Genomic DNA, 15,805 nt, shown 5'->3' with positions numbered 1-15,805 from the left:
AAAGCTTGGAATTTTTAACTGCTTATTACACCTTTGCTTGAATCTCATGCATTTGAGCATATACTCCACCACGTGCAACCAATTCTTCATGTTTCCCATGTTCAATAATTCGACCTTGATCTAAGACAAGAATCTGGTCTGCATTTTGAATGGTAGAAAGTCGGTGAGCAATAATAAAGGTTGTCCGACCTTCTTTCACCACTTCCATAGCATGTTGGATAATTTCTTCCGTCTCCGTATCAATATGAGAAGTTGCTTCATCCAATATCAGAATTTTAGGATCAGAGTAGAGTGTCCGCGCAAAGGCAATCAACTGACGTTCCCCACTTGAAAAGGCCGCCCCCTTCTCAACAACCGGTTCATCAATCCCTTTCTCTAAGCGAGATAGCATAGGCCCTGCACCAACTTTTTCTAGCGCCTGCAGGATTCTTGTTCTATCTGCTTCCTCTTCATTCATGGAAACATTGCTGGCAATCGTCCCTGTAAAGAGATAGGGATCTTGCAAAACAATCCCCATGTGACTGCGCAGGCTTTCACGGGAATAATCACGGATGTTTTTCCCATCAATCAGTACACGTCCCTCCTGTGGATCATAGAAACGATAGAGGAGGTTCATAATAGAAGACTTACCAGACCCAGTATGCCCAACCAAAGCAACTGTTTCCCCTTTTTCTGCCCGAATGGTAATATCTTTCAAAACTGGTCTGTTTTCTTCATAGCTAAAGTTCACATGTTCAAATACGACTTGCCCTTGTTCAACTTCCAAAATACGATCACAGTCGTCCTCCACCTCTTCTTCTAGAAGGGCCATTAGACGCTTACCTGTTTCAAAAGAGCGAAGCATATTTGGGAACTGTTGAACCAGCGCTCCCAAAGCAATGAAGACTCCTTCGATATAGTTAACATAAACAAAGAGTTTCCCAGCTGTGACTCCATCCTGTCCCGCGAGAAACTGATAGCCGACTACTGTTAAAATCGCAGCAATGACTAAATTTTGCAGAAAACCACTCAGATTCCACGTGGCAAGAGACTGGGCCCAGATAATCTTATTATCTGCCCGACGCATCTTGTCAGCAGTCACTTCAAATTCTCTCATGATGCGCTCTTCTTGTCCAAAAAGTTGAATCAAACTTGCACCATTCATGGTCTCATTCACCTGCGTATTGACGTCACTCCTTGCATCATAAAAATCCTTCATTGGCTTGTCTGTCATTTTCTTGTAAGCAAATTGAATGCCGATATAGAGTGGTATTAAGAGTAACATCAGCCAACCGAGACTCCTATTCATGTAAAATAGGACACCGTATGTAAAGAGCAAACGAACAATATTGTTAAAGGCATTAACTAAGGTCCCATAAAATTGTGTCCGCAGGGTTTCTGTATCATTGACAATTCTAGTTGCAATTTTTCCAGCAGGCTTATCATCAAAATAAGAAATAGGCAACCGTTGCATAACATCGTAGGCTTGATTACGCAGATTTTCAGCAATACGATTGGCGCAATGCATGAGTAAACGCATAGATAGGTAGAAGCCAATAGCTCCTAGAATAATCATTCCCATGTATTGAGCTGACTGGTTTAAGAAAACAGCTTCATCAAAGGGCAATCCCTTGCTTAAATCCGTAATCGGTCCATCAATCGCCTGCTGAATCAGCAGAGGAGCCAATCGAACCATGGTCGAAGCCAATAGATAGAAGCCGACAGCTACTATAAATAGCCACTTAACACGACCGATTTGTTTTAATAAAAAACCTAAAATAGTCATTACTCTCCTCCTTCCTGGCTTTGTTGTCGTTGGTATTGTTCATAGTACCAACCTCTTTGGGCAAGCAAATCAGCTGGACGCCCCTCCTCAACGATACGCCCCTCATCCAAGACTAGTACCCAGTCTGCATGGTTGACAGCAGATAGACGATGGGTCACGATGACATTGGTTTTGCCTGCACGTTCTTTTTGAATATTTTGGATAATCTGGCGTTCTGTCCGAGCATCCACTGCCGACAAAGAATCATCTAGAATTAGCAAATCTGGCTTTCGCAGGAAAGCACGGGCAATGGAAATCCGTTGTTTCTGACCGCCAGAAATAGATACCCCACGCTCACCAATCATGGTATCAAGACCATCACTCATCCGTTTTAAATCTTGACTAAAAGCTGCTGTGGCAATGGCTTGTTCAATCTCCTCAGAGCTACTAGCTACTTTCCCAAGGGCAATATTTTCTCCAACAGACCTTGAAAACAAAATGTGTTCTTGTGGAACATAGCCAATTTTTTCCTCTATACTAGAACGTTTAAAGTCTAAAACAGATTGATGATTGATGAAAAAATTTCCCTGACCAATCGGATACTGGCGTAAGAATTGGCGAACCAAGGTCGTTTTTCCCGAACCAGTCTTCCCAACGATACCTACAGTTTGCCCTGCTTTCAGTGTCCAATTGATGTCCTGTAGGCTGGCTCTTTCCGCCTGTGGATAACTAAAGCTATAATTTTTGAAGGAAATACTAGACAGCTCTGCAATTTCCTTAGAACCATCAGCCTCCAAATCATCACCCGTCTCAATCAGCTCTTGTAGTTTTTCGAAAGATGTCTTACCAGTCTGATAAACAAGGATGAAATCTGCTAGTGTCCAAAACGGCTCTAAAAGCGAACCAACATACAATTGAAGGGCAATTACTTGTCCCAAGGTCAGTTGCCCTGCTTTCACGGCTTGTGCCCCCATGAGAAGCACGAAAATAGTAGATAATCCCAAACAGACTGTGGCTAATGGATTATACAATGATTGCAAGGAAGTGATGCGATCCCCACCCTGAGCCAATTGCTTGGTACGAGCTTGAAATTGAGCCTTTTGAGTTGCTTTTTTACTATAAGCCCTAGTCACTCGAATGCCTTCGATGACCTCCAAAACTTCATTATTGAGCTGGGCTACAGCTTCCCTATTGGCATCAATCGCCTTATCTTGTTTTCTCCCGATAAAAAATATACATAGTGTCATGAACAGCATCGGTAGTAAAGCTACTAGCGAAATTTTCCAATCAATAAAGAACATCGTGGGAATGATAAAAGCCAACATACCGCCTGCATAGACGACAATCATAAGACCGTAACCCACCATCTCCATCAGGCCATCCACATCCGTTGAAAAACGAGTCATGACATCTCCTGAGCGGAATTTTTCATAAAATGGAGTCCGCATGGTCACTAATTTTTTAAAGGCACGTTGCTGCATATCAAACTTGAAATTGACAGAGGCCTGAAATAATTTCAGATGCCAAATGAAGGCTGTTGCATAGTTCAGCACTGTTACCAATAACAATAAGGTCATCTCCTGAACCAATATGGCCTGAGTCAATTCATTCTTGGTCAGTATATCGACCATCCGCTGTATGATTTGCGTTGGTAGCAAAAGTGTGGCGTCATAAATAATCAAGGTCACAGCAACCAATAGATAGAGCCACTTATGACGCTTGATGTAGTCAAAAATTAATTGAAACATATATCTCCTTTACAAATCTATAACCTATCATTTGCCACTTTATTCAATAAGCAACAATTGATAGACGTTATACTCAATGAAAATCAAAAGTAGCCTAGGAAACGAAGCCGAAGATAGAACTGGAGTTCATCAAGGCAAGTTGACAACGGATAATTTTGATTTTCGAAGAGTATTACCTTTCTAAGCGCACAAAAAAGCCTAGGGAAGCATTTCACTCCACCTAGGCTTGCGTAAGTCCACAAAAATAGACCAGCTCTTGAACATAGTCGACAATTTTTATCACACCATGGCCACAGTGCTTGATTGTCTCAATGTTTCAAAATATAGCCCACGAAAAACTTCATCAGTTTATCAATGAGCCCTGTTTTCCTGCTTAGAAAGGAGTGTATGATAAAAAATAGCTTGCTGCATGACAAGTTGCTTGTTCATTTGTTTTACTCCTTTCATATTTCTAAGCCCTATTCTACCACAATAAACATTCATGTCAAGGGATTTTTTGACAATTGGGGCGAATTTAGGACAAAAATAAGAAAAAACCTTGTCAAACAAGGTCTTTTGATAGTATTCGATGCTAGTTGCCGGGATTGAACCGGCGACCTCATCCTTACCATGGATGCGCTCTACCGACTGAGCTAAACCAGCAGTACTTGACTAGTATATCATATCTCTAAAAAAAGTCAATGGATTTTTGGGAAATATGGAAAAAAATAAAGAGAAAATAAATCCGAAAATAAGTCGTTCCTAAAAATTATCTGACACTTTTAAGGAATTATGCTATACTATTGTTATAAAAATCACAAAGGAAACGATATGAAACTGCAAAACCTTCAAGTTGGACAATCTTATTTAGTCAAATATTGTCTAACGCAAGATGATATTCGTAAACACTTAGCGCACTTGGGTTTAAAAGTCGGAGAAGAGATTCGCATCATTTCAAAAACCAAGACCAATGCTATTTTCCAAGTCAAGGCAAGCCGTCTAGCCCTAGACAGAGAAATTATTGAATCTCTGGTTTTAATAGAAAAGTCAGCTACGGAAATAATCAATCTATCTGAGGCACCTATTGGTAGCTCAGCTAAGGTCATGGACATCTATGCAACAGGTGCACTCCGTCGTCGCCTCATGGATATGGGACTTACAAAGAACACGCAGCTATTTCTCAAAAAAGTCGCTCCCTTGGGCGATCCAATCGAAATTACCTTGAGAGGATACGAGCTGACACTACGCAAATCCGAAGCGCAAATGATTGGTGTTCAAATCACAAGCGAGGTGAAGAAATGACAAAACACATCGCCCTTGCAGGAAATCCAAATAGCGGAAAAACAACTCTTTTCAACCTCCTAACAGGGACCAACCAACGTGTTGGTAACTGGCCTGGAGTCACCGTTGAAAGAAAATCTGGAACAATCAAAAAGCGAAAGCATTTACTAATTCAAGATTTACCAGGTATCTACTCGCTGTCTCCCTACACACCAGAAGAACGGGTTGCCAGAGATTATTTGATAGCGGACCAACCAGCTGCTATCCTCAACGTCCTTGATGCAACAAACTTGGAGCGAAATCTCTATCTGACCTTGCAGTTATTAGAAATGGGCCTTCCTACTGTTATCGCCCTCAATATGACAGACGCCCTGAAAAGTCAAGGTCGCTCAATAAACAGCGACCAACTCTCCTATCAACTGGGAGTTCCTGTACAGCCTATCAGTGCACTAAAAAAGCTAGGTATATCCCAGCTCCTCCATGAAGTAGAAAAAATTACCAATCAGCAAGCCGAGCCAATCTATCCTCAGTATGATAAGCAATTTGAAGCCGGTCTCGCCCAAGTTATTGACCTATTATCGGATTCCATCCCAAATCATCAAAAACGCTTCTACGCCATTAAGCTACTCGAACAAGATCAAGTCATTCTGGACCAATTGCAACTCAATGCACAAGACATGCTTGATTTGACCGAAATCATTGCCATTTTGGAAAAAATTTACGCAGACGATATGGAAGCCATTATCGTCAATCAACGCTACCAATTTATCGAGAAAATCACAGAACTGGTCACAAAAGACAGCGATAAGGCTTTTAACCTGTCTGATAACATAGACCGACTTGTTACCAATCGTTTTCTTGCCCTCCCTATCTTTGCGGCAGTCATGTGGCTGACCTACTTCCTGTCTATTCAAACGGTTGGTACAATGGGGACGGACTGGGTAAATGATGTCCTATTCGGAGAGCTTGTTCCAGGCCTTATTCAGGAAAATCTAGATCGATTTGAAATCGCTGGCTGGCTACAATCACTGGTCCTTGATGGCATTATTGCAGGATGCGGAGCCATTCTCGGTTTTGTACCACAAATTTTCGTCCTCTTCGTCTGCTTGGGAATCTTGGAAGACATTGGCTATATGAGCCGAGTCGCCTTTGTCATGGATAGGATTTTTAGACGTTTTGGTCTATCAGGCAAATCCTTTATTCCCATGTTGATTTCCACAGGCTGTGGCGTTCCTGGAGTCATGGCAAGTCGGACTATTGAAAATGAACAGGACCGGAAAATTACCATTATGACAGCAACCTTCATGCCCTGTTCTGCCAAACTTCCTATCATTTCGCTGGTAGCCGGTGCTTTCTTTCCTGACAATCCTTGGATTGCCCCAAGCGCCTATTTTGTCGGTATGGCCGCCATCGTCCTATCCGGAATGGCACTAAAAAAGACCAAGCAGCTCGGTGGAGTCGCAAGCCCCTTTATCATGGAATTACCATCTTATCACTTACCGAAACTCAGTACGGTTCTCCGGTATGCATTCGATAAGGCCCTTAGTTTTATCAAACGAGCTGGTACCATTATATTTGTGACCAACATCATTATTTGGTTCAGTAGTTCCTATAATTGGTCTTTACAAATGGTAGAGACAGATGAGAGTATCTTAGCCTCCATTGGACGCAGTTTTTCTCTCCTCTTTGCTCCACTTGGTTTCGGAAATTGGCGAGCAACTGTTGCAGCCATTACAGGTCTCTTAGCCAAGGAAACCGTCATTGCCACCTTTGGTATCCTCTATAAATTAGGAGAAACAACCGAAGAAAATCCCGAACTCTGGGGGCTTTTACAACAAGACTATACAGCATTGTCAGCCTATTCCTTCCTAGTCTTCAATCTCCTCTGTGCCCCTTGTTTTGCGGCTATTGGTGCCATTCACCGTGAAATGGGAGAAGCCAAGTGGACATGGATTGCTATCGGTTTTCAAACAGGTTTAGCCTATGCAAGTAGTTTGGTTATCTATCAGCTTGGTCTTGTACTTATCTACGGACAATTACCAACCGTCTGGACATTTATCGCTATCTTTCTAATTATCACAGCCATCTACAGCCTAGTAAAAAAACCAGCCAATCCCCTTCCAATCGTCACACTAAAAACATTAGAAAAAGGAGAATATTAATGCCTACTCTTATCCTCTTTCTCATCATCGTCATCTTATTTTCTCTTGCTATTCGCAGTCTCATCAAAGGAAAAGGATCCTGCGGAGATTGTTCCTGCGACTGTACTATTAAGCAAGAGATGAACAAATCTTCTCACCATAGACATCCATAACAAAAAGGTCTGCCTCATTATTGTGCAGACCTTTTTACATGTAGCTTGTCTATTAAATTTTTAAGTAGCGGTTCATGGAAATGACTGATCCCAAGGAACCAATAATAATACCAATTACAAAAAGTGCGCCAATCATTCCTGGAACAAAGACATTCATACTAATCAGAGACAAATCTTGACTAGCAAGACTAGCATTTACTGAAGTATAGATCATCTTATAAAGAGAATAGACTAAAACAGAAGGTAAAATAGCTCCGAGGAACCCTACCCAGGCACCTTCCCAGAGGAATGGTCCACGAATATAACTGTTTTTAGCACCAACCAGACGCATAATCTGAATTTCACGGCTACGAGAAATAATGGTAATTCGAATAGTATTGGAAATCAAGAAGACCGCCGTAAAGAGCAATAAACCAGTCGCTGCCAATCCCCAAGTCCGAACTAAATCAGCCAACTTGAAAATACGCTCTGTCTCTACTTCACCATCTCGAACCTCTGTAACACCATCAATTTTTGCAATTTCTGCAGCCACAGATTTAACATAATTTGGATCTGTCGTATCAATGATATAAGCATCGTAAAGTGGATTGGCATCTCCTTGGAATAAGTTCCAAGTGTCTCCCAAGGTAGCTGTTAATTTCTGCAACTGTTCATCCTTACTCGAATAAGTAACAGATTGTACATTTTCTAAGGCTGTAATCTGATTATACACCTTTTGATAATCTGGATTAGCTACCGTCTCTCCTGCTTCGTTCACAATCGTCTCAGCTTGATCAGTTGAGTTCGCTCTCAAGTATACATTGATACGTACATTCTGTTCCAAATCCGAAGCGAGCTTTGCTGTGTTCAAAATAACTGAAGCAAATAGACCAACCAAGGTAAGGGTAATGGCTACAGATGAAATGGCTGCAATCGTCATCCAACCATTTCGCTTCAAACTCTTCAATGACTCAATAAAGTGTCTAAAAAATCGATTACTCATCGTATCCATATTCTCCTTCCGCTTCATCACGTACTACACGACCATCTTCAATCGCAATAACACGATGACGAAGTGTATTCACAATCTGACTATTGTGTGTCGCCATCAAAATCGTTGTCCCCTGCAAATTGATTCGCTCCAATAGATTCATGATTTCCCAAGAGTTTTCAGGGTCCAAGTTACCAGTTGGTTCATCAGCAATCAATACTTTAGGATTATTTACAATGGCACGGGCAATAGCAATCCGCTGTTGCTCACCACCTGAAAGTTCATTTGGGAAAGAACGAATCTTGTGCTTCAAACCAACCAAATCTAAAACTTCCATTACACGTTTCTTGATATTCCGTGGTTTCTCACCGATAACTTCCATCGCATAAGCAATATTTTCAAAGACAGTCTTTTTAGGTAAGAGTTTGTAGTCTTGGAAAACCACTCCTACACTACGACGTAGAAGAGGAACATCTCTCTTTTTAATTTTTGCAAGGTCAAACTTACCAACCTTTAGACTCCCCTTATCGAGCTTTTCCTCCCGATACAAGAGTTTGATAAAGGTTGACTTACCTGCACCAGAAGGACCTACAATGTAGGCAAATTCTCCCGCTTCAACATTGACTGATACTCCGCGAAGGGCAGTCGTTCCGTTTCCATATTTCTTGGAAACGTCTTTCATTTCTATTATTCCCATAGGATTTCCTGTCTTAGACAGTCCTTTCTTTAGATTTGAGAACGTTTTTTTCAAAATACAGTCCGTATTCTCTCAAAAAACTTCCTTGATGAGCGAAAAACTATCTCTTATATACAAGCACCTCACTTGTAAATACAGATTCTTAGCTAATTCGCCATTTTAAATAAGCATCTATAAAGCCGTCCAAGTCTCCGTCCATAACCTTATCGACTTGAGCCACCTCATAACCAGTACGGTGGTCTTTTACCATTGTATAAGGTGTAAAGACATAAGAACGAATCTGACTTCCCCAAGTGATCTCTTTCTTGTCTCCCTTGAGTGAGTCTACTTCTGCCGCTTTCTTCTCCTGCTCCAATTGATACAATTTAGCCTGCAAGAGTTTCATTGCACGGTCTCGGTTTCCATACTGAGTACGGTCAACTGTGGACTGAGTCACAATCCCTGTCGGAATGTGCGTCAATCGAACACCCGTTGAGACCTTGTTGACGTTCTGTCCACCAGCACCTCCTGACCGGAAGGTATCCATCTTCACTTCATCATCTCTGATTTCAATTTCAATGGTATCGTCCAACTCAGGCATTACCTCTACAGATGTAAAGGAAGTATGACGACGCTTAGCTGAGTCAAAAGGTGAGATGCGCACCAAACGATGAACACCCATTTCTGACTTAAGCAAGCCATAGGCGTTTGGCCCAGTAAAGCTTAGAGTCACGGACTTAATACCTGCCTCATCACCAGCTTGATAATCCAATGTTTCTACTGTAAAACCTTTGGCATTTCCATAGCGCTGATACATCCGCAGGAGCATTTCTCCCCAGTCTTGTGCCTCGGTACCACCCGAACCTGGATGGATTTCCAAGATAGCGTTATTGTGATCATAGGGTTCCGACAAGAGCAAGGTCATCTCATAGGCAGTCATGGCTTTGTCCAATTCTGCCAACTTTTCAACCAACTCTTCCCGAACAGACTCATCTTCTGCTAGAAAATCTAGCAAAATTTCAGATTCATCATATAAATCCAACATCTGATGGAAATTTCCATAAGTATTTTTTAATTCATTCAACTCCTGAGACGTCTTCTGGGCTGCCAAATTATCATTCCAGAAATCTGGCTCCGTCATCTTGTTCTCAAGAATGGCAATCTCTTCTTCCAGACCTTCTAAGTCAAAGAGACCCCCTAAAAGAAGTTAATTTTTTGCCAAGTTCTTCAATCTTTTGGCGAATTTCTGCTGTATCCATATACACCTCATTTTTATTCATAATCTTTATTATATCACATTTGTAAATCCTTGACCATGTTGAGAAAGGCTGCTTGCTCCGCTATAACATCATCATTGTCTGATGAAATACCTGCGATAAAGTCTACCATTTCATCATTGGGCTGTTTGACCAATTGCCCCAAGGCCCAGATAGCCGTTGCCATGTGGACCGGATTTTGTTTTTTATCGATGATTTCTAGGAGTTTGGGAATAGCAGAGCGATCATTACTATTAGCCAAGGCTATGATGGCATTGCGCTGGAGAATATTTTTCCCTCGCCAAGAACCAGCAATCATGCCAAATTTTTCCTTGAATTGCCCATTTGACAAGTCCAAGAATGGAATCAGCTCAGGCTCAGCCAAATCAGGGTCGATCTCCACCACAGGTGGACTGGAAATTCCCTTGTTGTAAGGACAACAAATCTGGCAAATATCACAACCATAGATGACCGTCTTGATTTTCTTACGAAACTCCAAGTCCATCATACCCTTATCTTGTGTCTGAAAGGACAGACAGCGACGGGCATTCATGGTCGTATCACCTAATAGACAAGACGTCGGACAGGCTGCAACACAGCGATTGCAATCACCACAATCGTAATCTACTGGTTGATCTGGTTCGATGTCCAGGTTGGTCACTAATTCTCCTAAGAACATGTAGGAACCAAATTCCTTAGAAATGACTAGCCCATTCTTACCGATAAAGCCTATTCCAGCTCTTCTGGCAACAGCAGTATCCACCATGGCACCAGTGTCCACCATGGCCTTATATTCCAAACCATCCGTCAGTTTCTCAATTCCCCGTGCCAAACGCTCCATCTTATCTTGCAAGATATAGTGGTAATCAAGTCCCCATGAACTAGGGGTAATCTTCCCACGTTTGTATTGGGTCTTCTGCGGTTTGACAGGCAGATGGCGTGGATAAGCCACCGCGATAGAAATGATGGTTTTGGCAGATTCTAACGACAGTTTGGGACGGATACGTTCTTCAATGTTCTTATGTTCAAATCCTGACGAACGCCCCTCTTCCTGACTAGCACGAAGTGATTTCTCCAAATAAGCAAAATCATCAGCCGTTGTAAAACCAATCTTCGAGATTCCAATTTCCTGAGATAATTTAATAATCTCTTCCTTAATATTCATTATATTCATTTTAGCAAACTTTGGATATATTTAGCAAGACCTACATAGCTAAATAAGTTATTAATATAACAAAAAGCGTTAGCGCAAAACAAAAAACATTCATACGAACATAGGCCTTCTCCCGCCAAATACTGGTCAAGACATACATGACATTAATACCGATTGCTCCCCCTAAGCCGTTAGCCAGTAAATCGGTTATATCTGCAACTCCAAGCAAAAGAAAATATTGCAGAACCTCAAAGCAGAGACTCACTAACATAATCAAACATAGATTAGCCACCCACGATGCCTTGCGAAATAGCATTTCCATATAAATACCAAAGGGAATAAAACTTACAATATTAAATAGAATTTCTGGAAAATCCAGCACTCCATCATAGACTGCTGTTCCTGCAAACGGAATTAAGTTTATACTAGCATAACCATAGCGTCCATATAAGATGCTCAAGTCCATCTTAAAGACAATCATCCAAGTAAGTAAAAGGAGATAGGCAAAAAATAAAAACATACTCATTTTCTTTGTCTGCATAGAAATTCTCCTCTCAACTAGCATATTTTATCATTATATCATAAATGCTGCTCCATAAAATGTCACTTCTGTGACAAAGCTCGTTCCATATTACAAGTACTTTACATCCTGCTAAAAAACAGAAAAGGAAGACAATACCAAGCCTCCCCTTATTCAAAAAAATATCTTACTTAAAATATCTGATTGCTATGCTGAAAAACCTTATATTGATGGATCTGTAGCATCAAACGCTCAAAGTTCGCCTCCTTACATGCTCGCATGATTAAGAAGCAATCAATAAACTTCCACAAATAAAGTCCCAAAAATAACAAGAACCCAATCAAGATAAATAGCGTAACAAAAGATACTGCAAAAGCAATCAGCTTAGCAAATCCCAATTCTTTATTCCCGACATAAAAACGGTCGACACCAAACTCACCGAAGAAAATAGCCAAAATAAGAGCGACAAGAGGGTGACGCATCTCAACCATCATAAGAACGTTTAAAGCCTCATCATCTAAATCTTCTAGTTCTTTTTGCAGAATGAATAACTTATCAGATGGCAAATAACTGCTTTTACTTAAAATATAATTCTGAAGATAATTCATATAAACTCCTACCTCTTCAAAATTATAGCAGTTTCTTATTCTTCAAGCAAGCCTACAGTGGAAAACAGTGTCAGAAATCGTTTACATATTTTCTTTTTTTGCTATAATGAAACTAGATTACAAGGAGGTTCATATGAGAGTTACTATTCATTATCCAAAACCTATCAAACAACTATCCTCCCAAAAACTTCCACTCCTGGTAGATGGAAAAATTGCTGGGACAGTTACTCAAGGAAAAATTCTAAGCTTACCAATTACACAATCATCTGTTACACTAAGCGTTCGAGGGGATAAAAAATCAAGCATTCAAGTTAAAGACGGCGATAGGGTCCAAATAGTGGAAAGTAGTAGGTACTTCTCCCTCTACTATTTCAGCTTGGCTGTCCTTCCAATTGTCATCTTTTTCCAATTTTCTACGATGATAAAGATAATCCTACTTGCTACATCTCTAATCTTTACATTTTGGGGACAAGGAATCTTCCCAAAATACATTATCAGTACAGAAAAAAGCTCAGACCACTAAATCTGAGCTTTTTCAAATGATATAGTCTTCAGTTTGCTTTTAGTACAAGGCAACGAGTCGCAGGAGGCTGGGCTCAAGCCCAGAACCACTACTCAGAGTTCGTGTCAACATCTCAGCGCAGTGGTTGATTGGCAGATTTGTTCGTGTTTTGCACTCCAAATCTGGCCTAATCAACTGTGCGGGGGTGGGAAGACGAACTCTTTTTATCTTGGTTGAGTTCTTTCCCACTCCCAAGGCGAGTTAACGAAGTAATAAAAGATAAGCTGAATAACTATATTAGATAGCTTTTTCATCCAAGCCCAACTTACGTTGAACAAATTTAACAATTTCTACAACGACAACCATGAGACCTGAACCGATTACTGTTACCATCCATTGAGTTGGTGTCAAGATAGATACCTTGAAGAAGGTATTGAATCCTGGAATCACAACAGTCGCCATCAAGAGCAAGAAGGCTGCTACGATAGACCAGTTAAAGAGCTTATTCTTAAATGGACCAACGGTAAAGATAGATTGGTAAACAGACTTAACGTTGAAGGCATGTACCAACTGAATCAATCCAAGAGTAACATATGCCATCGTAAGAGCATCTGCATGGATTTCTTCATAAGTGCTGTGTTCTGGGTAAAGCAGTGCAAAACCATAGACACCAAGTACTAATGCTGTTTGTAGAATACCCTGATAGACAATAGAGCTCAATACACCACCTGAGAAGAAGCTTGAGTTACGGCCACGAGGTTTGTGCTGCATAACACCTGGCTCAGCAGGTTCAACACCAAGGGCAATCGCTGGAAGTGTATCTGTTACCAAGTTAATCCAAAGAAGATGAACTGGCTCCAATACGTCCCAACCAAAGAGGGTTGCAAGGAAGATACACAATACTTCAGCAGTGTTAGCTGACAAGAGATATTGGATGGTTTTTTGGATGTTTGAGAAGACCTTACGTCCTTCTTCTACCGCTACGATAATAGTCGCAAAGTTGTCATCTGCAAGGACCATATCAGAGGCACCTTTAGATACTTCCGTACCTGTAATCCCCATACCGATACCAATGTCGGCAGTCTTAAGTGATGGCGCATCGTTAACACCGTCACCAGTCATGGCAACAACCTTACCATCATTTTGCCACGCCTTAACGATACGAACCTTATGTTCTGGAGATACACGAGCGTATACAGAATATTGTTTGAAGACTTTCTGGAACTCTTCATCCGTCAATTCATTGAGCTCTGCACCTGTAAATACATGGTCTTCTGTATCATTTGGATCAATAATACCAAGACGTTTCGCAATTGCTTCAGCAGTATCTTGGTGGTCCCCTGTAATCATGATTGGACGGATACCCGCTTCCTTAGCGACACGAACAGCTTCTGCCGCTTCAGGACGCTCAGGGTCAATCATACCAACCAAACCTGAGAAGACAAGGTCATTTTCAACAATGTCAGATTCCAATTCAGGAATAGCATCAACATACTTGTATGCCATCATCAAGACACGAAGGGCTTGTTTAGCCAACTCTTTGTTAGTTGCAAGAATGGCTTGTTTATCTGCATCGGTAATCGGACGAACTGTACCGTTTTCTTCAATTTGCGTTACACGTTTGAGCAACTGGTCTGGAGCACCTTTAACAGCTACGAAGAAGTTTCCAGCAGCTTGTTGGTGAACGGTTGACATCAATTTACGTGTTGAATCAAATGGCAATTCAGCCACACGAGGCTCAGATACCAAGACTTCACGAACGTCAAAGTTTTGATCCAAACCAAATTGAACAAGTGCCGTTTCAGTTGGATCACCGATCAATTTACCAGTTGGGTCAACTTTTGTATCGTTGGCAAAGTTCATAACACGAAGCGTTGTATTGCTTGCATCCAAAGCTTCTTTAGCATCCACCAATTGACCGTTTGTATAAACTTTTTCAACAGTCATCTGGTTCATAGTCAAGGTACCAGTCTTATCTGATGCGATGATTTCAGTTGAACCAAGTGTTTCAACAGCAGGCAACTTACGGATGATCGAGTTACGCTTAGCCAAGACCTGTGTACCAAGCGAAAGAACCACTGTAACAATAGCTGGCAAACCTTCAGGAATGGCCGCAACCGCAAGAGCTACAGAAGTCATAAGAGCAGGTAAGATACCTTCTCCACGTACAAATACCGAAACAGCCATCGTTACCGCAGCAATTACAAGAACTGCATATGTCAAGACTTTTGATAACTGGTGCAAGTTTTGTTTCAATGGTGTATCAGTCTCATCAGCATTGGCAAGCATACCAGCAATATGACCAACTTCAGTGTACATACCTGTATTTGTAACCACACCAAGACCACGTCCGTAAGTAACGTTTGAGTTTTGGTAAGCCATGTTGACACGGTCACCGATTGGTGCATCTTCAGCCAAAACTGCTGACAAATCTTTATCAACTGGTACAGACTCACCTGTAAGAGCTGCCTCTTCGATTTTGAGGGAGTTAGCTTCCAACAAACGCATATCGGCAGGAACAACATCACCTGCTTCAAGCAAGACGATGTCACCTGGTACCAAGTCTTTAGAATCAACCTCGACTACATGATTGTCACGAAGCGCACGCGCAACTGGGCTTGACATGTTTTTTAGCGCCTCAATGGCTGCCTCAGCTTGCCCTTCTTGATAAACACCAAAGGCAGCGTTCAAGATAACCACGGCCAAGATGATAATGGCATCTGTCAAACCGTGTGAACCTTCTGTAATCACCGTCAAGATTGCTGCTGCAATCAAGATAATGATCATCAAGTCTTTAAACTGATCCAAGAATTTAGCTAAGAGTGTGCGTTTTTCACCCTCATCCAATTCGTTACGACCGTAGTCTGCTAGACGTTTGCTTGCCTCATCACTAGACAAACCGTCCAAAGAAGACCCCATGCTTGACAATACTTGCTCTTCGCTCTGTGTATAAAACAAATCGCGTTTTTGTTCTTTTGACAATTTCCTTCTCCTTCTCGGTCTCTTTTTTACCTAACAAATAAAAAAGAGACCTGTCTTATTAAAACAAGTCTC

The 15,805-nt window shown here is 41.3% G+C and carries 13 protein-coding genes and 1 tRNA gene; 4 read left to right on the top strand and 10 right to left on the bottom strand.

Annotation, left to right across the window (positions count from 1 at the left end; genetic code table 11):
- Window positions 1–25: 25 nt before the first annotated feature.
- From K5Q22_RS02165 to K5Q22_RS02155, 3 genes are all read right to left on the bottom strand, one after another.
- Entirely contained in the window at window positions 26–1,765 is a 1,740-nt protein-coding gene (locus K5Q22_RS02165) for an ABC transporter ATP-binding protein (protein ID WP_105157369.1), read from the bottom strand.
- Window positions 1,765–3,492: an ABC transporter ATP-binding protein gene (locus K5Q22_RS02160; RefSeq protein WP_205013273.1), complete on the bottom strand. Its 1,728-nt coding sequence runs from the start codon at window positions 3,490–3,492 to the stop codon at window positions 1,765–1,767. Before K5Q22_RS02160 ends, K5Q22_RS02165 begins: the two co-directional genes overlap by 1 nt.
- Window positions 3,493–4,061: 569 nt before the next feature.
- Window positions 4,062–4,134 (bottom strand) — tRNA-Thr (locus tag K5Q22_RS02155).
- 168 nt (window positions 4,135–4,302) lie between these two features.
- Between K5Q22_RS02155 and K5Q22_RS02150 the strand changes: the two genes are divergently transcribed.
- The 3 genes from K5Q22_RS02150 to K5Q22_RS09700 are packed head-to-tail and all read left to right on the top strand — an operon-like array spanning window position 4,303 to window position 7,066.
- Window positions 4,303–4,773, top strand: coding sequence for a ferrous iron transport protein A (locus K5Q22_RS02150; RefSeq protein WP_205013274.1), 471 nt, complete (start codon window positions 4,303–4,305; stop codon window positions 4,771–4,773).
- Complete coding sequence (feoB, locus tag K5Q22_RS02145; RefSeq protein ID WP_205013275.1) at window positions 4,770–6,914, top strand: ferrous iron transport protein B; 2,145 nt, start codon at window positions 4,770–4,772, stop codon at window positions 6,912–6,914. Before K5Q22_RS02150 ends, feoB begins: the two co-directional genes overlap by 4 nt.
- Entirely contained in the window at window positions 6,914–7,066 is a 153-nt protein-coding gene (locus K5Q22_RS09700; RefSeq protein WP_105119105.1) for a FeoB-associated Cys-rich membrane protein, read from the top strand. Before feoB ends, K5Q22_RS09700 begins: the two co-directional genes overlap by 1 nt.
- Window positions 7,067–7,118: 52 nt before the next feature.
- Here the strand turns inward: K5Q22_RS09700 and ftsX are convergent, their stop codons facing one another.
- From ftsX to K5Q22_RS02115, 6 genes are all read right to left on the bottom strand, one after another.
- Window positions 7,119–8,048 carry a permease-like cell division protein FtsX gene (gene ftsX, locus K5Q22_RS02140; protein ID WP_029184932.1) on the bottom strand — a complete coding sequence of 310 codons (930 nt, stop codon included), beginning with the start codon at window positions 8,046–8,048 and terminating at the stop codon, window positions 7,119–7,121.
- Complete coding sequence (gene ftsE / locus K5Q22_RS02135; protein WP_002936190.1) at window positions 8,041–8,733, bottom strand: cell division ATP-binding protein FtsE; 693 nt, start codon at window positions 8,731–8,733, stop codon at window positions 8,041–8,043. The genes ftsX and ftsE overlap by 8 nt, the downstream gene beginning before the upstream one ends.
- Before the next feature lie 142 nt (window positions 8,734–8,875).
- Window positions 8,876–9,971 (bottom strand): peptide chain release factor 2 gene (gene prfB, locus K5Q22_RS02130; protein WP_105095241.1). Its coding sequence is split into 2 segments (ribosomal slippage): window positions 8,876–9,898 and window positions 9,900–9,971, totalling 1,095 coding nucleotides; the frame shifts between segments, so codons are not numbered across the junction.
- 34 nt (window positions 9,972–10,005) lie between these two features.
- The gene (queG, locus tag K5Q22_RS02125; protein WP_205013276.1) at window positions 10,006–11,133 is read right to left on the bottom strand and encodes a tRNA epoxyqueuosine(34) reductase QueG; all 1,128 of its coding nucleotides are present in this window, start codon (window positions 11,131–11,133) and stop codon (window positions 10,006–10,008) included.
- Window positions 11,134–11,173: 40 nt separating this feature from the next.
- Window positions 11,174–11,662, bottom strand: a complete 489-nt coding sequence (locus K5Q22_RS02120) for a VanZ family protein (RefSeq protein WP_105121853.1) — start codon at window positions 11,660–11,662, stop codon at window positions 11,174–11,176.
- Window positions 11,663–11,832: 170 nt separating this feature from the next.
- On the bottom strand, window positions 11,833–12,249 hold the full coding sequence (locus tag K5Q22_RS02115) for a TM2 domain-containing protein (RefSeq protein ID WP_205013277.1): 417 nt from the start codon (window positions 12,247–12,249) through the stop codon (window positions 11,833–11,835).
- Between the two features lie 133 nt (window positions 12,250–12,382).
- Between K5Q22_RS02115 and K5Q22_RS02110 the strand changes: the two genes are divergently transcribed.
- Window positions 12,383–12,772 (top strand): hypothetical protein, encoded by a 390-nt coding sequence (locus tag K5Q22_RS02110; RefSeq protein WP_205013278.1) that lies wholly within the window; start codon window positions 12,383–12,385, stop codon window positions 12,770–12,772.
- Between the two features lie 276 nt (window positions 12,773–13,048).
- Here the strand turns inward: K5Q22_RS02110 and K5Q22_RS02105 are convergent, their stop codons facing one another.
- A complete protein-coding gene (locus K5Q22_RS02105; RefSeq protein ID WP_024406707.1) occupies window positions 13,049–15,733 on the bottom strand; it encodes a cation-translocating P-type ATPase in 2,685 nt (894 codons plus the stop codon).
- Between the last annotated feature and the right edge of the window lie 72 nt (window positions 15,734–15,805).

Source organism: Streptococcus sp. 2018162 (assembly GCF_019754175.1).
Taxonomy (GTDB): Bacteria; Bacillota; Bacilli; order Lactobacillales; family Streptococcaceae; genus Streptococcus; species Streptococcus hashimotonensis.
The sequence above is the reverse complement of the archived record's forward strand: the minus strand, read 5'-3'. Positions and strand labels throughout refer to the sequence as shown.